Genomic DNA, 20,906 nt, shown 5'->3' on the forward strand with positions numbered 1-20,906 from the left:
CCTCAGTCGCCCAGGATGCGGTCGTGAAGCCAGAGCCGGCCGCGGTCGATGCCCTGCCGCCATTCGGCCAGCGTGGCGCCGCCCCGGTCGGCCGGGATCTGCGGGACCAGCGCATAGACCGCGACCAGCCCCAGGGCCAGCATCGCGGCAAGACCGAAGCCCGCGCCATAGCCCGAGCGCCGCCGCTCTGCTGGCAGCAGCACCGGCACGGGCGCGGCCGGGGCCTCGGCGTGTTCGTCGGGCGCGGCGGGGCGCAGCGCGGTGCGGGCGGCCTCGAGCGCGGGCTCCGGCGCCGGCGAGGGCTCGGGCAAGGGCGCGGCAGGACGGGTCAGGGTCGCGGCAAGCTCGGCCGCGTCGGGCAGGGCGGGCAGCACCGGCTCGGGCGGGTCGGGTTGCACAGGCTCGGGCGGCGCCGGATCGGCGGGCGCTGCCGCTGCCGGAGCCTCGGCGGGCTGCGGCTCCGCCGGTGCGGGCGCGGCGTCCGGCGGCGTCTCGGGCACGGTCAGCGTGGTGGCCGGCCAGTCGATCTGCGGCGCGGATTCCGGCGCCGCCTCGGCGGCGGCTTTCGTCGCGGGAATGTGATCGGCCGGGGATTCGGCGGGCTCGGGCGTCTCGCCCTTGCGGACCCGCAATTCGCGGGCGGCTTCCTCGCGCAGGATGGACAGCACCGACTCGTCCAGCGCGCGGTTCAGCACCGGGCGGGCCTGCGGGTCGAAACCGGGCTCGGGCGCCGCGGCCACGGCTTCCGGCGCGGATTTTGCAGGCCCTTCCTGATGCCAGACATGGCCGCAGGCCGAGCATTCGACCTCGCGCCCGGCCGGCGGGATGGCGGCATCGGCGATCTGGTACTGGGCGGCGCAGCGGGGGCAGGTCAGGCGCATGAAATCGTGTCTCCTGGCATTCGGCCTGGCCCCCGCGGGGCGGCTTTCCATTACGCGGGCGTCTCGCATTCGCCGCGCGACTGTTCTATCAAGCCGGAAACGGCGCGCCAAGCAGCCGACAGGCAAGGAGTCATCCGTGATCGAAATGCAGAACCTGTCCTTCGGCTACAGCGGCAACGATCCGCTGCTGGCCGATATGTCGCTGACGCTTCAGCCGGGCTCGTTCCATTTCCTGACCGGCCCCTCGGGCTCGGGCAAGACCAGCTTCCTGCGGCTGTGCTATGCCGAACTGCTGCCGACCGCCGGGCGCATGACCGCCTTTGGCCAGGACGTGCGCGGGCTGGACCGCGACGGCATCGCCGCGCTGCGCCGGCGGGTCGGCGTGGTGCATCAGGACACGCAGTTCCTCGACCACCTGCCGGTGGCCGAGAACATCGCCCTGCCGCTGATCGTCTCGGGCGAGCCGGTGGACATGCCGGCGCTGGGCGACCTGTTGTCCTGGGTGCAGATGTCGGGCCAGGCCCGCGCCATGCCGCCCGAGCTTTCGGGGGGCGAGCGGCAGCGCGCCGCGCTGGCCCGCGCCGTCATCATGTCGCCCGAGCTGATCCTGGCCGACGAGCCGACGGGCAACCTGGACTGGGAGATGTCGATGCGGCTTCTGCAATTGCTGATCGAGCTGAACCGATCCGGCAAGGCGGTGCTGATCGCCACCCATGACCTGAACCTGATCCGCGCCGCCAAGCAGCAGGTGCAGGCGCGGGTGCTGCGCATCGCCGGCAAGCGGCTGCAACTGGCGGGGGCCGACCTGTGAAGAAAGCCGATCTGAAATCGCTGGACCTTGCGGCGTTGTGGCGGGGGCTGACCCGGCCGGACCCGGCGGGCCATGACCGCGTCGTGCCGCCGACCGGCTTCACCGCGCAGCTGACGGTATTCTCGGCCGGCGCCATGGCCTTCCTTGCGGTCTTTGCGCTGGCCTTGGCGCTGGCGACCGGGCGGCTGGCCGAGCGCTGGTCCAGCGAGCTGGCGCAGACCGTGACCGTGCGCATCTCGGCGCCCGAGGACCAGATGGACCAGCAGACCCGCACGGTGATGGAGGTCTTGCAGACCACCCCCGGCATCGCCGAATCGCGGCTGCTGCCCGACGACGAGGTGGAAAAGCTGCTGGAACCCTGGTTCGGCCCCGACGTGCCGGTCGAGGCGCTGCCGGTGCCGCGCCTGATCGAGGTCACCGAGGCCGCCGAGGGTTTCGACGCCGAGGCGCTGCGGCTGCGCCTGCAGGGCGAGGCGCCGGGCGCGGTGCTGGACGACCACACCCGCTGGCGCGCGCCGCTGGTGTCCGCGGCGAACCGGCTGCGGGCGCTGGGGCTGGTCTCGCTGGCGCTGATCGCGGCCGCCTCGGCGGCGATGATCACGCTGGCGGCCAAGGCGGCGATGGCCGCGAACGGGCAGGTGATCCGGGTGCTGCGGCTGATCGGCGCCCGCGACATCACCATCGCCACCGCCTTCGTGCGCCGCTTTACCCGCCGCGCCGCCATGGGGGCGGCGGGCGGCACCGTGCTGGGCATGGCGGCGGTCTGGGCGCTGCCCGGGGTGGACCAGGCCGGCGGTTTCCTGACCGGCCTCGGCTTCCAGGGCTGGGGCTGGCTCTGGCCGCTGCTGGTGCCCGTCGTCGCGGCCGCCATCGGCTTTGCCGCCACGCGCTGGGCGGCGCTGAAGATCCTGCGCGAGGTGCGCTGAGTGAGCCAGTACCAGCCGCGCCCGCCCTCGATCCTCGACTGGCCGCGCACGCTGGCCTATTACCTCTATATCGCGCTGGCGACGCTGGTGCTGGGGCTCTGGGGCCTGCCGCAGGCGCTGCGCGGGGCCGAGGCCGCGAACCGCGTCGCCGGGGTCTGGCTGGGGCAGATGCTGGGCGCGGCCCGCGTCATCCTGGGCCTGCGCGTCGAGGTCCGGGGCACGCCGCCCACCGGCGACTGCATCGTCGCCGCCAAGCACCAGAGCTTCCTCGACATCCTGGCGCTGGCCCAAGCCTGCCCGCGCCGCGCCTTCGTGATGAAGCGCGAGGTGCTGCGCGTGCCGATCATGGGCTGGTTCGCCCGCAAGGTCGGCTGCATCCCCATCGACCGCTCGCGCGGGAAAGAGGCGATGAAGCGCATCATCGCCGAGGTCGAGGCCGCCCGCGCCCGCCCCGAGGGGCTGGGCCAGCTGATCATCTATCCCGAGGGCACCCGCACCCGGCCCGGCCAGCGCCTGCCCTACAAGCACGGCGCCGGCACCATCCAGCGCGCCACCGGCCTGACCATCCACCCCGTCGCGGTGAATTGCGGCATGTTCTGGCCCAAGCGCGGCATCCCGATCCGCGGCGGCACCGCGGTGATCGAATTCCTGGAACCGCTGCCGGTGGGCGCACGCTCCTCGCAGGTCATGGAGCTGCTGGAGGCCCGCATCGAGCCGGCGAGCGACCGGCTCTTCGCCGAGGCCGGGGGCGCGAAGGCGCTGGACCCGGCCGGCTGATCCGTTTGCCTGCGGCGCGCGCAGTTCTGGATAGGGGCGGTGCTTGCCGGGGGTGCCGGTTTCGTGAAGGTCCGCTATGCGGGACGGAGTGGACGTTTGCCAAACGTCAGATAGCCCTAATGTTGGAGCTATCCCTAATGGTTGTTGGAGATGCCTCTGACGTAAGATACTCGTGTGTTGAAGGTAAGCTGCGCGAATTGAAACGATGAACGACACCTGGACGCCCTCCAACAAGGAGCTTGAGCTCCTATCGACATCTGATGAAGACATACAGAAAAGGCATCAGACCTTTTGCTTTCATCGAGCAGACTTCACCAAGAGGATCGGAAGTGGAGACCGCTGGCAGCAGCTCATTCAGGCTCACCTATACTTCGAACATGTAGTGGCACAGATTCTCACAGAGGCACTGGCCAAGCCCGAGGCGATCTCCCTGTCACGTATGGGCTTCAGTCAACGTATGGATCTGGTTGTGGCAATGGCACTTTTGCCGGACGAACTGGTGACGCCAATTCGCAAGATCAGTGGCCTACGCAATAAGATCGCCCATGACCTGACATTTGAAGTCGGTGACAGCGATGTTCGTGACTTGGAAAACTGCACGCCTGTCAATCTCCGCGACGCTGTCCAGGCGGAGGCAGGAAGAATGGCAGGCCCCTTGGAGCTTCATGAATTACTCACGGTGATCCTGCTGAGAGCCGATATTATTCGGCAGGATAGTGCAGCACGTCGAGAGATTGGTAGGAAGTCAGAATTGAGGCTGCGAACGGTCCTCCGGAAGACCCCCAATGTGAAGTATGTTCGCTGATCTTGTGCCGTCCGCAAACGGCTCGGAGCGACGCTTGTCGCATGCGAGGTGGGATCGTAGTGCTTGGCGGCCGGCGCGGCAACGGCGATGCGGGACGAAGCCTTTGGCCTCTCGCACGGCGTCAACATGATCCGGCCATAAATCTTCGCGTTTCATGAGGTCGTCGAAGACCCCCGCCACCAAGCGCCTGTCACCGCTGTCCTGCCGCATCGCCCCCCGCAAGACCACGGAACGCACACACCGACCAGCCGTCAGGTGCTCGGAAAACCTGCCCGCTTCCCACCCTCCGCACCGTTTCGCCGCGCGGGAACCCGCAGCGCGGCAAGGTCCCTTTTGACGAAATCCCGCGCGGGGGTCATTGTGCCGCGGCGCCGCGGACCCTACCTTCCACTCCGCCCCAGCGGCCGGAATTCAGGAGGACCGATGCGTCCGATCATTGATATCGACCATATTTCAAAGTGTTATGAAAGCGGCACCGTGGCGCTGAACGACGTGTCCCTGCAGATCGAGTCGGGCGAGATCCTGGCGCTGCTCGGGCCGAACGGCGCCGGCAAGACCACGCTGATCTCGATCATCTGCGGGTTGGTGGTGCCGACTGGCGGCACGGTCCGCGTCGGCGGCCATGACATCCGCAGCGACTGGCGCGCGGCGCGCAAGCTGATCGGCCTGGTGCCGCAGGAGATCGCGCTGGAACCCTTCGAGAAGGTCATCGACTGCGTGCGCTTCACCCGCGGCCTTTACGGCGAGCCGCCGGACGAGGCCTATCTGGAAAGCCTGCTGCGCAGCCTGGCGCTGTGGGACAAGCGCGACGCCAGGACGCGCGAGCTGTCGGGCGGCATGAAGCGGCGGGTGCTGATCGCCAAGGCGCTGTCGCACCGGCCCAAGGTGCTGTTCCTGGACGAGCCCACCGCCGGGGTCGACGTGACGCTGCGGCGCGAGATGTGGCAGGTGGTGCGCGACCTGCGGGCGCAGGGCGTGACCATCATCCTGACCACGCATTACCTGGAAGAGGCCGAGGACATGGCCGACCGCATCGGCGTCATCAATCGCGGCCAGCTTCTGCTGGTGCGGCCCAAGGCCGAGCTGATGGGCGAATTCGGCAAGAAGCGCCTGACCATCGAGCTTTACCATCCGGTGGCGGACCTGCCGCTGGCCCTGGCCGGGCGGCTCGAGCAGTCCGAGGACGGCATGCGGCTGGGCTATGACTACGACACCCGGGCCGAGCGCACCGGCATCGCCCGGCTGCTGGCGGAACTGGCCGAACATGGCATCGCGGTGCGCGACGTCTCGACCAAGCAGAGCAGCCTCGAGGAGATCTTCATGTCGCTGGTCGAGGAGGAAACCGCATGAACTGGCGCTCCGCGCAGGCGGTCTTCAATCACGAAATGGCGCGGTTCTTCCGCACGGTCTGGCAGTCGCTGGCCTCGCCGGTGCTGTCGACCGTGCTCTATTTCGTGGTCTTCGGCGCCGCCATCGGCGGGCGCATCCAGTCGGTCGAGGGCGTGCCCTATGGCGCCTTCATCGTGCCCGGGCTGATGATGCTGACCGTCTTGCAGCAATCGGTCAGCAACGCCAGCTTCGGCATCTATTTCCCGAAATTCTCGGGCACGATCTACGAATTGCTGGTGGCGCCGACCGGCTGGATCGAGGTCACGCTGGGCTTCGTCGGCGCCGCGGCCGCCAAGGCCGTGCTGATCGCGCTGGTGATCCTCTTGACCAGCTTCTGGTTCAACGGCGTCCATATCGCGCATCCGTTCTGGATGCTGGCCTTCCTGGTGCTGACGGCGCTGGGCTTCTCGCTGCTGGGCTTCATCATCGGGCTTTGGGCCAAATCCTTCGAGCAGTTGCAGATCGTGCCGATGATGGTCATCACGCCCCTGGTCTTCCTGGGCGGCGCCTTCTACTCGGCCTCGATGCTGCCGCCGTTCTGGGAGGCGGTGGCGAAGCTGAACCCGGTGCTCTACCTGATCTCGGGCTTCCGCTGGAGCTTCTTCGACCTCGCCGACGTGCCGGTCGGCACCTCGCTGGCGGCGGTCGGGCTGATGATCCTGGTCTGCATGGGCGCGATCCGCTGGATCTTCCTGACCGGCTGGCGGCTCAGGGAATAGGCGCGGCCTGCACCTGCCGGCCGTGGCGGGCGACCCAGGCCAGGGCGCCGCGCAGGACGGCATCGTGGACAGAGCGCCCGACCGCCTCGCCCAGTTCGGTATGCAGCCCGGCGAACCGCTCGGACCCGGGTCGCAGGCCAGCGCGATGCAATCCGTGCCGGTTCCCGTCGCAAGGCCCGAGGGCAGCACCACCCCGGCCGCCAGCACGGCGGCGGTGCGCGCCTGGGCGGCGATGCTCAGCGCCTCGATCATGGCGGCGCCGGTCAGCCCGGCCTCGACCAGCACCGCGATGTTGATGGTGCCATAGCCCGCGCGCGGAAACGCCCGCCGGTGGCCGACCCGCTCGGCATTGCCAAGGCCGACTGTCGCCAGGCAGCTCGCCGGGCCGGCCGTGGCCGTCACGGCATGTTCCAGCCCGCGCGAGGTCATCATGCCGACAGCCGCGGCATGGCCGATGCCCGCCATCTCGGCCGCAAGCCAGGCCGTGGCATCGAAGCCGGGCGCCAGGTCGGCGTCGCGCACCTGCCGCCACAGGATATGCCGGGCGCGGCGAAAGCCGGGGCGATGCGGCGCAAAGGACAGCACGCGCCGCGGCCGGCCCAGGTCGGCGATCAGCCAGGGCGTGTCATATGTGATCCGCATGCCATCCCTCGCTGCCCCTGTCCGGCGGTTACGCGGCCGGGCCGGGCGATGCAACCAGCAGCGTCAGCGGCACAGCCGGGTCTGCGGGTCCAGCGCGACATATTGCCGGGCGCTGATCTTGTGCATGTTCAGCGAATGCTTCCACTCGCCGTTCCATTTGCGCAGGATGCCGTTCCGGTAATATTGCGCCATCAGCTCGTCCACGATCGGCGGGATGATCGTGGTGCCGGGGATGCGCGGGGCGTGGAAGCCCACCGTGGCGCCCGGCCCCAGGCAGGCGTTCGGCAGGGTGATGTAGATCGTGCAGGCCGAGCGGCAATAGCCGCGCACCTCGACCGGCCGGCCGCTGCGGGCCAGTTGGTTGCGATACTGGATCGCCTCCAGCACATTGCCGCCCTTGTTGTTCAGGATGACGATGGGCTTGCCGCGCGGCTGCGCGCTTGCCGGGGGGGCTGCGACCAGCCCCATGGACAGTGCGGCGGCCAGCGAAAGACGGGTCAGGATGGATGGCATGCTCATGTCCCTTGCTATGCCTTGCCGAACGCGGAACGCCAAATGACGTTCCGGCGAGCCGCGCTTCCTGCTTAACAAGCGCCCCGCTTGCCACTATATGCCGCGCATCATGAGCCAGAACCCGCCCCTGCTGCGCCCCGATCTCGCCCCCAGCCCGATCTTCGACTCTGCACAAGGGGAGGGGGGGCGAAGGGACGGGCAACCGACCATCGGCATGGTCAGCCTCGGCTGTCCCAAGGCGCTGGTGGACAGCGAGCGCATCCTGACCCGCCTGCGCGCCGAGGGCTATGCCATCAGCCCCGACTACAAGGGCGCCGGCGCGGTGATCGTGAACACCTGCGGCTTCCTCGATTCGGCCAAGGCCGAGTCCCTGCAGGCCATCGGCGAGGCGCTGTCGGAAAACGGCAAGGTCATCGTCACCGGCTGCCTGGGGGCCGAGCCGGAATACATCACCGGCGCGCATCCTTCCGTGCTGGCGGTGACGGGCCCGCAGCAATACGAGCAGGTGCTGGACGCGGTGCATTCCGCCGTGCCGCCCGCGCCGGACCCGTTCGTGGACCTGCTGCCGGCCTCGGGGGTGAAGCTGACGCCGCGGCATTACAGCTATCTGAAGATCTCCGAGGGCTGCAACCACGCCTGCAAGTTCTGCATCATCCCCGACATGCGCGGCAAGCTGGTGTCGCGCCCGGCCCATGCGGTGATGCGCGAGGCCGAGAAGCTGGTCGAGGCCGGGGTGCGCGAACTGCTGGTGATCTCGCAGGATACTTCCGCCTACGGCCTTGACCGCAAATACGCGACCGAACGCGGCCACCGCGCCCATATCACCGACCTGGCCCGCGATCTGGGCGGATTGGGCGCCTGGGTGCGGCTGCATTACGTCTATCCCTATCCGCATGTGCGCGACCTGATCCCGCTGATGGCGGATGGCCTGGTGCTGCCCTATCTCGACATCCCCTTCCAGCACGCGCACCCGGACACGCTGCACCGCATGGCCCGGCCGGCGGCGGCGGCCAGGACGCTGGACGAGATCGCCGCCTGGCGCGCGGCTTGTCCCGAGATCACCCTGCGCTCGACCTTCATCGTCGGCTATCCGGGCGAAACCGAGGCCGAGTTCCAGACCCTGCTCGACTGGCTGGACGAGGCGCAGCTGGATCGCGTCGGCTGCTTCCAATACGAAAACGTCAAGGGCGCGCGGGCGAACCTGCTGCCCGACCACGTCCCCGACGCGGTCAAGCAGGAACGCTGGGACCGGTTCATGGAAAAGGCCCAGGCGATTTCCGAGGCGAAGCTCGCCGCCAAGGTCGGCCGCCGCATCGAGGTGATCGTCGATTCGGTCGATGCCGAGGGCGCCACCTGCCGCACGCAGGCCGACGCGCCGGAAATCGACGGCAACCTGTTCATCGACGAAGGCTTCGAGAGCCTGACCCCCGGCGACATCGTGACGGTGACGGTGGACGAGGCCGGGGAATACGACCTCTGGGGGCGGTTGGAGTGACGGCCTAGGCGCCGGCGGCCGGAACCAGGGCCTCGGCCAGTTCCGACAGCACCCGCTCGGCCTCTTCGGGGTCGAAATCGGTCTTGTAGCGCTTGCGGACGCCGTGGTCGGACAGCAGGTGGTATTGCGAGGCCGCGACGTCATGGCGGGCAAGGCAGTTGCGCACGCAGGCCAGCGCGCAGCCGTCGATGGCGATGATCGGGCGGCCCGAGGTGGCGATGCGGACCAGCTTCGGCACGTCGCCGCCGACTCCGGCGATGCAGGACATTTCGGCCAGTCCGCGGCGGTCCATCTGCACCGCAAGGTAGTTCGCCATCTGCGCCGCGCTGGAGCAGCCAGAGCAGGAATAGACCAGGGGCAGCTGGGCGTGCGCGTTCATCACCGACCTCGCATACACTTTCGGCCAGTGGACCATGGCTGGCCCGGCCCTGTCGATGGACAAGGTGTCGCATGCGGCAGGGTTGACGGCGCGGGCTAGATGCAGCCCTCCAGCAGCGTCTCCAGCTCGGCCGCATCGCGGCGATAGCGGGCCATGGTGCGCTGCATCGTCGCCTGGAAGGTCGCCTTGGTCGCCATCAGCCCGCCCGAGGTTTCCAGCCTCCGGTTGAAGGCGCCCTCGAGCTCGCGGTTGTAACTCGCCATCGCCTTGGCGATCTGCGCCGCCGCGCCGACCCGCTTGGAGGCCGGCGTGTCCAGCGTGTCGGCGGTGCGCTGGATCAGGCCGGCCGCCGCCTCGACCCCGGCTTCGGCGGTGCGGGTGTTGCGCGCACTGCCGCCTTGGGCGCCGGTGATATTGTCGATGCTGGACCAGCCCCCCAGCGCCAGGTCGGCCGTGCCCTTGGCATAGGCGCCGCCGGCGCCCTTGGCGGGCGTATGGGTCAGCGCCCGCTGCGCCAGGGTGCGCGCGAACTCCTTGCCCGAGACCGAGCCGTTCGCCACCCCCGCAGCACCACCATAGACGTCGCTGAAGGTCTGCGTGCCGTCGGCCAGCGCCCGCACCGCGTCGCCCGCCTTCAGTCCCGAGACCTGCATGATCGCCGCGCCCAGGTCCAGCGTCGCCAGCGCCGTCTTGTGGATCAGGTCGACGACCAGCCAGACCCGGCCCTCATCGTTCAGCCGGTCCAGCTCCAGCGTCATCTCGCGGTATTCGCGCTCGGCCGCGGCGATCAGCCGGCGCAGGTTGTCGAGCTTGGCGCGGTTGTCGCGGCATTGCGCCGGCGGCAGCACGCGGCCCCGGCGCAGCGCATCCGCCGGGCTGAGGATCGACTTGCGCGGCACCGGGCTGTGCTGCGGCGCTTGGCGGTTGTTGGGCAGGAAACCGGTCATGTGCACCTCCGTTGCAGCAGAGGTTAACCACGCGCGCGCCGGCTGTCGATATGCGGCTTCCCCCTTCGGCCGGGCTGGCTTAGGTAGGGGCCTGACGGTGACGGATGAAGGCGGAACGCATGAACTGGGACCCCGAAGGCAAGCCCCGCAAGCCCGATTTCCTGGGGATCGGCGCGCAAAAGGCCGGCACGACCTGGCTGTCGCAGATGCTCTCGCAGCATCCCGAGGTCTGGACGCCGCCCTTCAAGGAGGTGCAGTTCTTCAACCACCGCTTCATCGAGGAGCACCGCAAATGGCTGCCCTGGCATTTCCGCCGCGGCCGCCAGAACATCCAGAAGCGCTGGGATGCCAGGGGCGAAGAGATGCCGCCCGCGATGACGCGCTATCTGAACCGCATCACGCGCGAGCCGATGTTCACCAACCACTGGTACAAGCTGGTGTTCTCGCCCGCGCCCAAGGGCACGCATCCGATCGACGTGACGCCGGAATATTCGACGCTTCCGGCGGAAGGCGTGGAATTCGTGGCAAAATTCCTGCCCGACGCCAAGTTCGTCTATATCATCCGCCACCCCGTCGACCGGGCGGTGTCGCAGCTGAAGATGAACCTGACCCGCGCCCGCCGCAAACCGAAGACCGTCGAGGACTGGCTGACCGAAGTCGAGGATCCGGTGCTGATGGATCGCGGCGACTACATGAGCTATGTGCCGCGCTGGAACGCGCATTTCGGGCCGGACCGGCTGCTCTACATGCCCTTCGGCATGATCGCCCGCGACCCCCTGGGCTTCCTGCGCCGGGTCGAGGACTTCCTGGGCCTGCCCGCGCATGACTATCGCGACATCGGCAAGAAGGTCTTTGCCTCGGACAATTCGCTGGCGCTGCCCGACAAGGCCCGCGCCCGGCTGCGCGAGAAGCTGGAGCCGCAATTCGGCTTCCTCGACCGCACCTTCGGACTGGATTTCACCCGCCAGTTCCGCTGAGACTTTCCCTTTCCGCCCGTCTCGACTACATATCCGCGCGATTCACGGGTCTCAGAGACGGGGAAAGATCATGGCCTCCTACCAGTTCGTTTACCACATGGACGGGGTGTCCAAGACCTATCCGGGCGGCAAGAAGACGTTCGAGAACATCCGCCTGAACTTCCTGCCCGGCGTCAAGATCGGCGTCGTCGGCGTTAACGGCGCCGGCAAGTCCACGCTTCTGCGCATCATGGCCGGCATCGACAAGGACTTCACCGGCGAGGCCTGGGCCGCCAAGGGCGCGACCGTGGGCTATCTGCCGCAGGAGCCGCAGCTCGATCCGGCGCTGAACGTGCGCGGCAACGTCATGGAGGGGGTCAAGGCCAAGCAGCAGAAGCTCGACCGCTATAACGAGCTGGCCATGAACTACTCGGACGAGACCGCGGACGAGATGGCGAAGCTGCAGGACGAGATCGACGCCGAGAACCTCTGGGATCTCGACAGCCAGATCGACGTGGCCATGGAGGCGCTGCGCTGCCCGCCGGACGACGCCGATGTCGAAAGCCTGTCGGGCGGCGAGCGCCGCCGCGTGGCGCTGTGCAAGCTGCTGCTGGAACAGCCCGACATGCTGCTCTTGGACGAACCGACCAACCACCTCGATGCGGAAACCATCGCCTGGCTGCAAAAGCACCTGATCGAATATCCCGGCACCATCCTGATCGTCACCCACGACCGTTATTTCCTCGACGACATCACCGGCTGGATCCTGGAACTGGATCGCGGCCGCGGCATTCCCTACGAGGGCAATTACTCGGCCTGGCTGGAACAGAAGGCCAAGCGGCTGGAACAGGAAGCGCGCGAGGACAAGGCCAAGCAGAAGACGCTGGAGCGCGAACTGGAATGGATCCGCGCCGGCGCCAAGGCGCGCCAGGCCAAGCAGAAGGCCCGGATCAACGCCTATAACGAACTCGCCAGCCAGTCCGAGCGCGAGAAGCTGTCGAACGCCCAGATCATCATCCCGAACGGCGAGCGGCTGGGCAACAAGGTGATCGAGGTCACCGGGCTGAAGAAAGCCATGGGCGACAAGCTGCTGATCGAGGATCTGACCTTCAGCCTGCCGCCGGGCGGCATCGTCGGCGTGATCGGCCCGAACGGCGCCGGCAAGTCCACGCTGTTCAAGATGCTGACCGGGCACGAAAAGCCCGACGCCGGCGAGATCAGCTATGGCGACACGGTGAAACTATCCTTCGTCGACCAGTCGCGCGATGCGCTGAACCCCGAGGCGACCGTCTGGGAGGAAATCTCGGGCGGGGCCGAGCAGATCGTGCTGGGCGATGCCTCGATGAACAGCCGCGCCTATGCCTCGGCCTTCAACTTCAAGGGCGGCGACCAGCAGAAGAAGGTCGGCCTGCTGTCGGGCGGCGAACGCAACCGCGTGCATATGGCCAAGCTCTTGAAATCCGGCGGCAACGTGCTGCTGCTGGACGAGCCGACCAACGACCTGGACGTGGAAACGCTGCAGGCGCTGGAGGCGGCGCTCGAGGATTTCGCCGGCTGCGCCGTCATCATCTCGCACGACCGTTTCTTCCTCGACCGGCTCTGCACGCATATCCTGGCCTTCGAGGGCGACGCCCATGTCGAATGGTTCGAGGGCAACTTCGAGGATTACGAGGCCGACAAGGTCCGCCGCCTCGGCCCGGATTCGATCGAGCCGAAGCGGGTGAAATACAAGAAGTTCACGAGGTAGGGGCGGCCGGAGTCTGGGACCGGGCGCAACCCTAAACTTTTCGGCCGAAAGGTTTAGGGTTGCGCGTTCAGGGTCCAAACAGAGTTTGATCTGCAGCGGCATTTTAAACTTTCGGGTCGAAAATTTAGGGCGGCGGGCAGAATCAAGCTCTGCATTTGCGATGCCCTATTAGGACTTTACCATGCCGGCTGGCCGCCCTGTTCCACGCTTGTTGGGGTGATAGCGTTCAACCCGTCGCTGCTGCCGCCGGTTCTGGACACCGTGGCCATATCCAAGCCTTTGGGTGACGCCAGCACTGCGCTGGGTGAACTGCGCGGCGCTTGTCGGCGTCAACGGCCGCAGCGGATGTGCGAACCCTTCGCCTTCAAGTAAAGTTGGGAGGAAAAGAAATTTTGAGTAACTGAGCTACTCCCCATCTCTTGGACAGTTTCCGGGATGATTTAAGCTACTCTCTGCCCCTGCTGATCGGTTTCGATCTGGTTGAAGTAGACCACGGCGGGCGGCTGTCCGCCATGGGCGGCGTGGGGCCGCTGGTGGTTGTAGAAGGTGATCCATCGGCCAACGCCCGCCTTCGCCTGCGAGCCGGTCTCCCAGGCGTGCAGATAGACGCACTCATACTTCAGGGACCGCCAAAGGCGCTCGATGAAGATGTTGTCGAGACACCGGCCCTTGCCGTCCATCGAGATCCGGGTGCCGATCCGTTTCAGCCGGTCGGTCCAGGCGAAGGACGTGAACTGCGAGCCCTGATCGGTGTTCATGATCTCGGGCGGGCCGAAGCGGTGGACCGCCTCGTTCAGCGCCTCGACGCAGAAGTCGGCTTCGAGCGTGTTCGAGATGCGCCAGGCCAGCACCTTGCGGGTGAACCAGTCCATGATGGCGACCAGGTAGAGGAAGCCTCGTCGCATCGGCAGATAGGTGATGTCGGCACACCAGGCATGGTTGTGCCGATCGACCCGCAGGCCACCCAGCAGATAGGGGTAGGTCTTGTGCCCCTTCGCAGGCTTGCTGGTGTTGGGCTTCTGGTAGATCGGCATCAGACGCATGAGCCGCATCAGCCGCCGGATGCGCTTCATGTTCACTGGGTGCCCTTCGTTCTGCAGGTGCCAGGTCATCTGCTGGACGCCGTAGAAGGGGGTTTCCAGGAACTGACGGTCGATCAGCCGCATGAGCGCCAGGTTCATCTCGGTCTCGCCCTGCGGTGCGTAGTAGAACGACGACCGCGAGATCGACAGCAGACGGCATTGCGCCCCGACCGACAGCGTGGGGTGAGAGCGTTCGATCATCCCGCGCCTCACCTGCCGGTCCAGGGCTTGAGCTTTCGTGACAAAAAATCGTTGGCGACGGCCAGCTCTCCGATCTTGGCGTGCAGCGATCGCACCGTCTCCTCGTCGACCTCGGCCTTCTTCTTCCTGCCGCGTTCGAAGATGTCCGATGCCCCCTCGAGCAGCGCCTTCTTCCACTGGTGGATCATCGTCGGATGCACGCCGTATTCCGCGGCCAGCTCCGACACGGTGCGCTCGCCCTTCACGGCTTCCAGCGCCACGCGAGCCTTGAAGCCCGCGTCATGGTTCCTGCGTTTCGACATCGTCTGTTCTCCTCGTTCTTGGAGACCAGCAGACGGAAGATCAGAGCTTACGTCACTGTCCGATTTTCGGGGAGGTGCTCAGCCCGTCGTCGTAGGCGGCACGCATCGCGGCGCTCTGCCGCATGGTTTCGCCGGCATAGGCGTAGGCTGCGGCAATCTTGGCGTCGGCAAGGGACCTCTCGGCGGCCGCAGTGTCTTGGGCGGTCTTGAGCGCTCGCGTCGCTGCCTTCTCTGCGTCAACAACTCCGAAATAGTAGTCTCGCTGCCGCGCGCTCATCTGCTCGACCGGAGGCAAGGATTCTTCCAGCACATTTCTCATTGCGGTAAGGATATCGAGCCGCTTGCCAAGCTCGGCCTCTGTTCCGAGAAAATCGGCCAGATATGCCATTTGATCGAGGGCGGCGCCTCGGAGGTCAAGGCCATTGGCCATATCTTCGCGCCGGGACACGTTGCCCCACCCGCTGCCGTTGTATTCTCTCGACAAGGCATCCGTGGCCTGATTGGCCGCGTCATTCATCTTGCGCAGATCAACGCGCGCGATGGCTTTTGCCAGATCAGTAACCTCTTCGGTCACGCCACCATAAATCTCGCGCAGCTTCGCGCCACCGTCGGCGAACAAGTCGAGGTTGCTGCGCGCCTGGTCGATGGCCTCGTTCAGATCGTCAATCGCCTCCCCGAAATCCTTGGTCTCGGGTATCATGCTGGCGAGCGCCTGCGAAAAGGCCGCGCCCATAGCGATAGAGCCAATAGTCAGGAGCGAAACCGGGTTCAACATGCCCATGAAGGCGGCGCCGAGCGCTTTCACGGCGCCGACACCCCCACCCATGGTTACCAGAACCTGCGAAATCTGCGTGCCCTGCTGCATGGCCAACTGGATCGGACTCTGCCCCGCCGCCATCATCGTGGCGATGTCGTTGAACTGTGAGACGAGGTTGCCGGTCTGGCCGGCTGCTGCCTGGATCTCCGTGCCCGCAGCCTTCGCCGCAGCGCCCGCTTGCCGCAGATCCGAAGCGGTGCGCTTCATCGCGCCGCCAAGCCGGCCCTCCTGCGCACCTTTTGCAGCGAGGCTGTCTAAGGCTTGTTCGCCCTGCACAAGGCCCGTAGCATCGGCCGCGAGAACAAGTTTCGCGAAATCGGTCATTTAGACACCTCGGGGGAATTATGCGGATACTCATGGCGGCTTTTGCAATAGTCGCGGCATCGCCTGCGATAGCTGGGGATATTAGCGCAAACCACGCTAGGTCATGTTGACAAATGGCGGAGCCAGAGGCGGATCGACGTGATGTCGATGAAGCCCAGGAAGCTTTCGGCGGTCTTGTCGTAGCGGGTGGCGACGCGACGGGCATTGTTGAGCTTGTTGAAGCACCGCTCAACGAGATTGCGCAGGCGGTAGAGCCTGCGGTCAACGGCGACCCGTAGCTTCCGGGTTTTGCGCATGGGGATGACCGGCACCACGTCGCGCACCTCCATGGTCTTGCGGATGTTGTCGGAGTCGTAGCCGCGGTCTGCGAGCAGAACGCTTGGCTCGGGCAGGTTGTCAGCCATGACCAGATCGAAGCCGAGGTAGTCCGATGTCTGCCCGGCCGTGATCTCGGTTCTCATGGGCAGGCCTGCCGCATTGACCCGCAGATGGATCTTGGTCGTGAAGCCACCTCGCGAGCGGCCGAAACCTTGGCGCGGAGTCCCCCTTTTGCGCCCGCTGCCTGATGATGAGCGCGAACCACGGTGCTGTCGATCATCTGCAGCGCATCCGGCACGATCCGGCTCTCGTTCAGCGCCTCCAGGATCTGTTCCCACAGCCCCGCCAACGTCCAGCGCCGGAACTGCCGATAGACAGACGACCATTTGCCGAACTCTTCCGGCAGGTCGCGCCAGGGCGACCCCGTTCGGGCGATCCAGAAAATCCCATCCAGAACAAGCCGATGGTTCGTGGGCTTGCGGCCGTTCGGAGAACGGACAGCCAGGATGAAGCGTTCAAAGAACGCCCACTCGTCGTTCGACATCAGGTTTCGTGCCACGCTGGTCTCCATTGCAGATACCAGCTTGAATCACGATCACCGCGCCCGGTGAATCCCTTTTGTCAACACGCCCTAATCAATCAATAACCTTGTCCATTAAAGTGGGGCAAGTTGCCCCGCTTTTCGCCTCGGCAAGCTGATCGGCGTTGGCGGCGGCCCACATGGCGGCGGCGCGTTCATGATCGTTGGGGCTGACCGACAAGTTGTCGGAGAGGTTTTCGGCGATCCATTTCCCGAAAGCGCGGTCCTCGGCGAACAGCGCCCGGCCCTCATTCAGCGCCGCGCCATAGGCCAGCCAGCCGTCGGTAGCGGCAACAAGCGTTGCGATTGTCGCGATTTCGCGATTTTGGGGCAGATCGCCGCGATGTCCGCTACATGGGCGTTGCGCTTCCCGCGATTTAAGTCCCAGATCGCGACGACAATCGCGACAATCGCAAGAATCGCAGGCGGGCCGGCGCAAAATTACGCCGGGGTTAAGGGGCGCCAGTCTGGACCGGCCTTGCCAGCACCATGGCGAGCCTATGGTGCCCGCACGATAAAGCTCTGGATCGTGAACGGGCCATGCTTCTGCCCCGAGGGGCAGGCTTGACCTTTTAGACATGTCGGGTGTAGCGTGTCCGTGGGCGTGGAAACCCGGACTGAGTTATACCCACCTGCCGGATAGGCCCTCCGTTGGCGCGGAGGTTGTGGGCGAATGCACCCTTGGCGGGGTGCGCTGCGACGGCTTGGCGGCCGTTCGTTACCGACAGCTTATGTCGGGACGCGGGCGCCATGCAAGACCCGAAAGGGAAAAACGTCCGGCCTGTCACTCAGCAGGTTTCCAACGTCCCGGCGCCAGCCCGTCGCTGGCAATGGCCGTGGAAAGCCATAAGCTGAGTGAGAACTGAAATGACCATTCAACCCAGAACGGAAGTGTTCGCCCCTGTCTTTGCACAGGCGCGACTCACCGATATTCGCGACAGCCTCGTGCTGGCGCTGGATGCCTCCGAAAAGCGGCATGGCTACTCCCAGGCCGAGCGCGAGGCCCGCAGCTACGTGCGCGCGGCAATGCGGCAGGCTGACAGGCTGATCGGGGGTGCAGCATGATTACGTCCGATAACCTCAACGACGTGCAGGCCGAGTTCGGCAAGGTGGGGAACCTGCTGGCAGCGCTCGATCTGGCAGTTGACGCAGTCGATGAGTCGGCCACGGGCCAGCGGCGCAGAAACCTTGATGCGCTGATCGGCGTCACGCACGCCATGCAGGAGCAGTTGGAGAAAGCCCATGCTGCCTTTGAAACCCTTTTCGAGGCAGCAAGGGCTGGCAAGGGGGATGCGGCATAAGTATGGCACAGTTCGAGTTCACCGAAGTGAGGTTGCATACCCCTCTCGACAACCTCTGCACCGCCATAGGCCTGATCCAGGCCGAAATCCTGGCGAGCGACAGCAATCTCAACCCGGAAAGGCTGTTCGGGCAGCATCACTTCAAACGGAGCACGCTTGAGGCAGCGGTCGGGATGCTGGTTGCCATGACGGGAGAATGCGAGGACTTGGGCTGGACAGACGCTGAACATGCAGTTGGTCGGCCCCGGACAGGGGAAAGCCCCATCGCGGCGCTGCATCGGGAAATCGTTCGCCGGAATACGTTTCTGAATGGCGACCACGGATTGTCCGAGGACGATTTCGAAGCCTACAACATGGAGACGGTCGCGCTGGCGGATCGGATCGTTGATCTTCCTGCCCAGAACGCCGACGACATGCTACGCAAAATCATGGGCTACACGATCAACGGCGACCACGACCTCTCGGAAGGCGATAGGGCGCAGCGCATCTTTGCCGAGGCACGGGCTCTTTTGGGGGTGCCGGCATGACAGAGGAACAGGCATTCGACCTGGCGAAAAAGGCCCGCCGGCTTCACGCCCTGATCGGCCAAATCGAGCGCGACTATGCCGCGCTGATCTCGGCCAAGATGGTGAAGCCGATTGCGGGGCTGGCCGAGTTCGACCACCTTCCACTATTTCCTCGACCTGGCCGAGGAAATAGTGGGCAACATGAAGTCGCTGTGCGACCAGCTTCTGTCCGAGTTCGACTGATGAGGGTGCCCCCGGCTACGGTCGGGGGCAGCGCTCTTGGTTAGAGGATATCCGCCGGGGTGTGCCAAATCTGCACCGCAATAAACCGCGATTGGTAGCGTGCAACCACAAACGGTAAGGCGGATGTTTTGGCGGGTAAGTCGCCAAGATGGTTATTTTCTTCAATGAAAACAAAGGCAAGTGGCGGAGGGTAAGGGCCTGATATCCAACCTTCTCTGGGCCGGAAACGAGTTGAAGTCGTTGTTTTCAACCCGCGCGCCGCGGGATCTTTCTGCGATAGGCATGACGTTGGACGGGGGCGCTGATGCTGTCGACCGTCACCACCTGATCTGGTGACGCTGACTTGTTTTCGTTGCGGCGGATCGGGTCCCTCAACAAACGCAGCCCGTTGAGCACCACCAGAACCGTTCCGCCTTCGTGACCGATCACCGCGAGTGGGAGGGGCAGTTCGAAGAACAGTCCTCCCGTCACGAGAATGGCCATGGCGCCCATCGCGAACAGCAGGTTCTGCCGGATGATCCTTGCGGCGCGACGCGCCAGTCGATGCGCGTCCGCAAGCCGTCCCATGTCTTCCGACAGAAGCGCCACATCGGCTGCCTGGAGCGCGACGTCGGAGCCCGCAGCACCCATGGCGATCCCGACATCGGCGCGGGCCAGCGCGGCGGCGTCATTGACCCCGTCGCCGACGAAGGCGACCTTGCCTCTGGCAGCCAACTCGCCCGCCATCCTGACCTTGTCCTCCGGCAGCATGTCGGCATGGATTTCCTCGGGCTTCAATCCGAGCTCTTCGCCAATCCGCAACGCAACCGGACGGCGATCGCCGGTCATCATGATGATTTCGGTGACCCCACCTTCCCGCAATGCAGCAAGCGCCGGCGCAGAGGTCGGGCGGGCCTGATCCGCGATGGCAACAGCTCCCATCACCTGCTGATCCCGCCCGAAATAGATGACCGTCTCGGTATCCGCAGCCAGCGCCTCTAGCCTCTGATGATCAATGGACGCTCCCATCTGCGTAGCAAGGCGCGGATTGCCAGCCCACAACTGCCCCTCGCCATCATCACCGACGATGCCGGCACTTGGCCGGGTGATCACGTTTGTTACTTGAGCCGGTTCAACACCGCGGCTGACGGTTTCCTGCCGGATGGCTGCCGCGCTGTGATGTTCCGAATGGGCCTCGAGCCCCGCAAGAAGCGAGAGAAAGCGCAGCTGGTCGCCGTCGAGCGCCACCACCTTCGTGATCGAGGCCCTACCAGTCGTCAGGGTTCCGGTCTTGTCGAACGCGAAAATGTCGACTGCCGCCAATGTCTCGAGCGCGGCCCCGCCCTTGAACAACACGCCCCCGCGAGCGGCCGCCGACAGGGCGGAAAGGATCGCGGCGGGGACCGAGATCACGATCGCGCAGGGGCTCGCCGCCACCAGCAGGGTCGCTGATCGGTAGAGCGCTTCCTCCCAGTCGCGCCCCAACCAGTAGAAGGCGGCGAAGGCCAGGACGGCTCCGGCCATGACCGCGACCGTGTAGCGTTGCCCGAACCAGGCACTGAAGCGTTCGGATGGCGCCTTGGCCGCCTGTGCCTCGGTGACGAGCGCGATCATGCGGGCGACGGTGCTTTCCTCGATCGTCTTGGTCACGGCCATCTCGAGCACGCCATCGAGGTTGACCGTCGCCTCGAAAACCTGGGCGCCGGGTTGTTTGGCGACGGGCATCGATTCGCCGGTGATGTGGGCCTCGTCCAGCGAGCCCCGGCCGCTGACGATCACCCCGTCCGCCGGAACCCGCGCGCCGGGCCGCAGCACCAGGACGTCATCCACCCGAAGATCGGCAGCAGGGACTTCCGAGACTGACCCGTCCGGCGCCTTTCGAAGTGCCGTCTCCGGCCGAAGTTCCATCAACGCCTCGATGGCCCGGCGCGCGCGGCCGAGCGCCCGCTCCTCCAGCGTGGTCGAGATGCTGAAGAGCGTCAGCAGGACCGCACCCTCGAAGGGCGCGCCGACAGCCGCGGCCGCAATGGCGGCAACGACCATCAGCAGGTCGATGTCGAGAATGCGCTCTTCCCATAAGGTGATGGCGGCCCGCCATGCGGCGGGCAAACCGCCTGCCAGATAAACAAGCGAGAGACCTGCGAGGGAGAAGAAAGCCGCGGTGGCGCCCTGAAGCGGCCATAGCGCGAGAGTGGCCGGGAGCATCCCAAGGACGGTGAGAGCCGTCAGCGCGAATGAGCGGTCGATCTGAAACGGCTTTCCCATG

General features: G+C 65.9%; 20 protein-coding genes and 3 pseudogenes. 12 read left to right on the top strand and 11 right to left on the bottom strand.

Annotated features, from left to right (window positions below; translation table 11 throughout):
- Window positions 1-2: 2 nt before the first annotated feature.
- The gene (locus PARN5_RS22050; RefSeq protein ID WP_018000032.1) at window positions 3-881 is read right to left on the bottom strand and encodes a zinc-ribbon domain-containing protein; all 879 of its coding nucleotides are present in this window, start codon (window positions 879-881) and stop codon (window positions 3-5) included.
- Between the two features lie 136 nt (window positions 882-1,017).
- On the opposite strand from PARN5_RS22050, the gene PARN5_RS0112080 reads away from it, so the two are divergent.
- From PARN5_RS0112080 to PARN5_RS0112105, 6 genes are all read left to right on the top strand, one after another.
- Complete coding sequence (locus PARN5_RS0112080; protein ID WP_018000033.1) at window positions 1,018-1,692, top strand: ATP-binding cassette domain-containing protein; 675 nt, start codon at window positions 1,018-1,020, stop codon at window positions 1,690-1,692.
- Window positions 1,689-2,618: an FtsX-like permease family protein gene (locus PARN5_RS0112085; RefSeq protein ID WP_018000034.1), complete on the top strand. Its 930-nt coding sequence runs from the start codon at window positions 1,689-1,691 to the stop codon at window positions 2,616-2,618. Before PARN5_RS0112080 ends, PARN5_RS0112085 begins: the two co-directional genes overlap by 4 nt.
- Window positions 2,619-3,395 carry a lysophospholipid acyltransferase family protein gene (locus tag PARN5_RS0112090; RefSeq protein WP_018000035.1) on the top strand — a complete coding sequence of 259 codons (777 nt, stop codon included), beginning with the start codon at window positions 2,619-2,621 and terminating at the stop codon, window positions 3,393-3,395.
- Between the two features lie 205 nt (window positions 3,396-3,600).
- Window positions 3,601-4,200: a hypothetical protein gene (locus PARN5_RS22055; RefSeq protein ID WP_036744607.1), complete on the top strand. Its 600-nt coding sequence runs from the start codon at window positions 3,601-3,603 to the stop codon at window positions 4,198-4,200.
- Window positions 4,201-4,623: 423 nt separating this feature from the next.
- Complete coding sequence (locus tag PARN5_RS0112100) at window positions 4,624-5,550, top strand: ABC transporter ATP-binding protein (RefSeq protein WP_018000037.1); 927 nt, start codon at window positions 4,624-4,626, stop codon at window positions 5,548-5,550.
- Complete coding sequence (locus tag PARN5_RS0112105) at window positions 5,547-6,308, top strand: ABC transporter permease (RefSeq protein WP_018000038.1); 762 nt, start codon at window positions 5,547-5,549, stop codon at window positions 6,306-6,308. Before PARN5_RS0112100 ends, PARN5_RS0112105 begins: the two co-directional genes overlap by 4 nt.
- Here the strand turns inward: PARN5_RS0112105 and PARN5_RS23505 are convergent.
- A pseudogene (locus tag PARN5_RS23505) lies at window positions 6,298-6,950 on the bottom strand (adenosylcobinamide amidohydrolase). The gene PARN5_RS0112105 and the pseudogene PARN5_RS23505 overlap by 11 nt on opposite strands.
- A gap of 63 nt (window positions 6,951-7,013) precedes the next feature.
- Window positions 7,014-7,469, bottom strand: coding sequence for a hypothetical protein (locus PARN5_RS0112115; protein WP_018000040.1), 456 nt, complete (start codon window positions 7,467-7,469; stop codon window positions 7,014-7,016).
- A 103-nt stretch (window positions 7,470-7,572) separates the two neighbouring features.
- Here PARN5_RS0112115 and rimO point away from each other — a divergent pair, with 103 nt between their 5' ends.
- Complete coding sequence (gene rimO, locus PARN5_RS0112120; protein WP_026155381.1) at window positions 7,573-8,958, top strand: 30S ribosomal protein S12 methylthiotransferase RimO; 1,386 nt, start codon at window positions 7,573-7,575, stop codon at window positions 8,956-8,958.
- A gap of 4 nt (window positions 8,959-8,962) precedes the next feature.
- On the opposite strand, the gene PARN5_RS0112125 is transcribed toward rimO, so the two are convergent.
- Window positions 8,963-9,337, bottom strand: a complete 375-nt coding sequence (locus tag PARN5_RS0112125; RefSeq protein ID WP_018000042.1) for a putative zinc-binding protein — start codon at window positions 9,335-9,337, stop codon at window positions 8,963-8,965.
- Window positions 9,338-9,432: 95 nt separating this feature from the next.
- The gene (locus tag PARN5_RS0112130; RefSeq protein WP_018000043.1) at window positions 9,433-10,284 is read right to left on the bottom strand and encodes a hypothetical protein; all 852 of its coding nucleotides are present in this window, start codon (window positions 10,282-10,284) and stop codon (window positions 9,433-9,435) included.
- 119 nt (window positions 10,285-10,403) lie between these two features.
- Here PARN5_RS0112130 and PARN5_RS0112135 point away from each other — a divergent pair, with 119 nt between their 5' ends.
- The gene (locus PARN5_RS0112135) at window positions 10,404-11,261 is read left to right on the top strand and encodes a sulfotransferase (RefSeq protein WP_026155382.1); all 858 of its coding nucleotides are present in this window, start codon (window positions 10,404-10,406) and stop codon (window positions 11,259-11,261) included.
- Between the two features lie 70 nt (window positions 11,262-11,331).
- Complete coding sequence (gene ettA / locus PARN5_RS0112140; protein WP_018000045.1) at window positions 11,332-12,987, top strand: energy-dependent translational throttle protein EttA; 1,656 nt, start codon at window positions 11,332-11,334, stop codon at window positions 12,985-12,987.
- Between the two features lie 440 nt (window positions 12,988-13,427).
- Here the strand turns inward: ettA and PARN5_RS0112145 are convergent.
- The 5 genes and pseudogenes from PARN5_RS0112145 to PARN5_RS24215 form a co-directional block, all read right to left on the bottom strand.
- Window positions 13,428-14,572: pseudogene (locus tag PARN5_RS0112145) on the bottom strand (IS3 family transposase).
- A 52-nt stretch (window positions 14,573-14,624) separates the two neighbouring features.
- Window positions 14,625-15,713, bottom strand: a complete 1,089-nt coding sequence (locus PARN5_RS22060; protein ID WP_018000046.1) for a phage tail length tape measure family protein — start codon at window positions 15,711-15,713, stop codon at window positions 14,625-14,627.
- 101 nt (window positions 15,714-15,814) lie between these two features.
- Complete coding sequence (locus PARN5_RS23510; RefSeq protein WP_232419300.1) at window positions 15,815-16,417, bottom strand: IS5 family transposase; 603 nt, start codon at window positions 16,415-16,417, stop codon at window positions 15,815-15,817.
- Window positions 16,315-16,602, bottom strand: a pseudogene (locus PARN5_RS24875) (transposase); the annotation flags it as partial. The pseudogene PARN5_RS24875 and the gene PARN5_RS23510, both read right to left, overlap by 103 nt.
- A 64-nt stretch (window positions 16,603-16,666) precedes the next feature.
- Window positions 16,667-17,050 (bottom strand): hypothetical protein, encoded by a 384-nt coding sequence (locus PARN5_RS24215; protein WP_157403980.1) that lies wholly within the window; start codon window positions 17,048-17,050, stop codon window positions 16,667-16,669.
- A gap of 428 nt (window positions 17,051-17,478) precedes the next feature.
- Between PARN5_RS24215 and PARN5_RS0112170 the strand changes: the two genes are divergently transcribed.
- Genes PARN5_RS0112170 through PARN5_RS0112180 form a run of 3 tightly spaced genes read left to right on the top strand, consistent with a single transcriptional unit; the run spans window position 17,479 to window position 18,439 of the window.
- The gene (locus PARN5_RS0112170) at window positions 17,479-17,676 is read left to right on the top strand and encodes a hypothetical protein (RefSeq protein WP_018000047.1); all 198 of its coding nucleotides are present in this window, start codon (window positions 17,479-17,481) and stop codon (window positions 17,674-17,676) included.
- On the top strand, window positions 17,673-17,912 hold the full coding sequence (locus PARN5_RS0112175) for a hypothetical protein (RefSeq protein ID WP_018000048.1): 240 nt from the start codon (window positions 17,673-17,675) through the stop codon (window positions 17,910-17,912). The genes PARN5_RS0112170 and PARN5_RS0112175 overlap by 4 nt, the downstream gene beginning before the upstream one ends.
- A gap of 2 nt (window positions 17,913-17,914) precedes the next feature.
- A complete protein-coding gene (locus tag PARN5_RS0112180) occupies window positions 17,915-18,439 on the top strand; it encodes a hypothetical protein (RefSeq protein ID WP_018000049.1) in 525 nt (174 codons plus the stop codon).
- A 468-nt stretch (window positions 18,440-18,907) separates the two neighbouring features.
- Here PARN5_RS0112180 and PARN5_RS0112190 read toward each other — a convergent pair whose 3' ends face one another.
- Window positions 18,908-20,905: a cation-translocating P-type ATPase gene (locus tag PARN5_RS0112190; protein ID WP_036744609.1), complete on the bottom strand. Its 1,998-nt coding sequence runs from the start codon at window positions 20,903-20,905 to the stop codon at window positions 18,908-18,910.
- Window position 20,906 lies beyond the last annotated feature (1 nt).

The organism is Paracoccus sp. N5, assembly GCF_000371965.1.
Lineage (GTDB): Bacteria > Pseudomonadota > Alphaproteobacteria > Rhodobacterales > Rhodobacteraceae > Paracoccus.

What these genes read in the sequence shown, in the direction of transcription:
- PARN5_RS22050 (WP_018000032.1), bottom strand. Translation starts at nt 881, where the DNA reads ATGCGCCTGACCTGCCCCCGCTGCGCCGCCCAGTACCAGATCGCCGAT.
- PARN5_RS22055 (WP_036744607.1), top strand. Translation starts at nt 3,601, where the DNA reads ATGAACGACACCTGGACGCCCTCCAACAAGGAGCTTGAGCTCCTATCG.
- PARN5_RS0112100 (WP_018000037.1), top strand. Translation starts at nt 4,624, where the DNA reads ATGCGTCCGATCATTGATATCGACCATATTTCAAAGTGTTATGAAAGC.
- PARN5_RS0112105 (WP_018000038.1), top strand. Translation starts at nt 5,547, where the DNA reads ATGAACTGGCGCTCCGCGCAGGCGGTCTTCAATCACGAAATGGCGCGG.
- PARN5_RS0112115 (WP_018000040.1), bottom strand. Translation starts at nt 7,469, where the DNA reads ATGAGCATGCCATCCATCCTGACCCGTCTTTCGCTGGCCGCCGCACTG.
- rimO (WP_026155381.1), top strand. Translation starts at nt 7,573, where the DNA reads ATGAGCCAGAACCCGCCCCTGCTGCGCCCCGATCTCGCCCCCAGCCCG.
- PARN5_RS0112125 (WP_018000042.1), bottom strand. Translation starts at nt 9,337, where the DNA reads ATGAACGCGCACGCCCAGCTGCCCCTGGTCTATTCCTGCTCTGGCTGC.
- PARN5_RS0112130 (WP_018000043.1), bottom strand. Translation starts at nt 10,284, where the DNA reads ATGACCGGTTTCCTGCCCAACAACCGCCAAGCGCCGCAGCACAGCCCG.
- PARN5_RS0112135 (WP_026155382.1), top strand. Translation starts at nt 10,404, where the DNA reads ATGAACTGGGACCCCGAAGGCAAGCCCCGCAAGCCCGATTTCCTGGGG.
- ettA (WP_018000045.1), top strand. Translation starts at nt 11,332, where the DNA reads ATGGCCTCCTACCAGTTCGTTTACCACATGGACGGGGTGTCCAAGACC.
- PARN5_RS22060 (WP_018000046.1), bottom strand. Translation starts at nt 15,713, where the DNA reads ATGACCGATTTCGCGAAACTTGTTCTCGCGGCCGATGCTACGGGCCTT.
- PARN5_RS23510 (WP_232419300.1), bottom strand. Translation starts at nt 16,417, where the DNA reads ATGGTCGTCTGTCTATCGGCAGTTCCGGCGCTGGACGTTGGCGGGGCT.
- PARN5_RS0112170 (WP_018000047.1), top strand. Translation starts at nt 17,479, where the DNA reads ATGACCATTCAACCCAGAACGGAAGTGTTCGCCCCTGTCTTTGCACAG.
- PARN5_RS0112175 (WP_018000048.1), top strand. Translation starts at nt 17,673, where the DNA reads ATGATTACGTCCGATAACCTCAACGACGTGCAGGCCGAGTTCGGCAAG.
- PARN5_RS0112180 (WP_018000049.1), top strand. Translation starts at nt 17,915, where the DNA reads ATGGCACAGTTCGAGTTCACCGAAGTGAGGTTGCATACCCCTCTCGAC.
- PARN5_RS0112190 (WP_036744609.1), bottom strand. Translation starts at nt 20,905, where the DNA reads ATGGGAAAGCCGTTTCAGATCGACCGCTCATTCGCGCTGACGGCTCTC.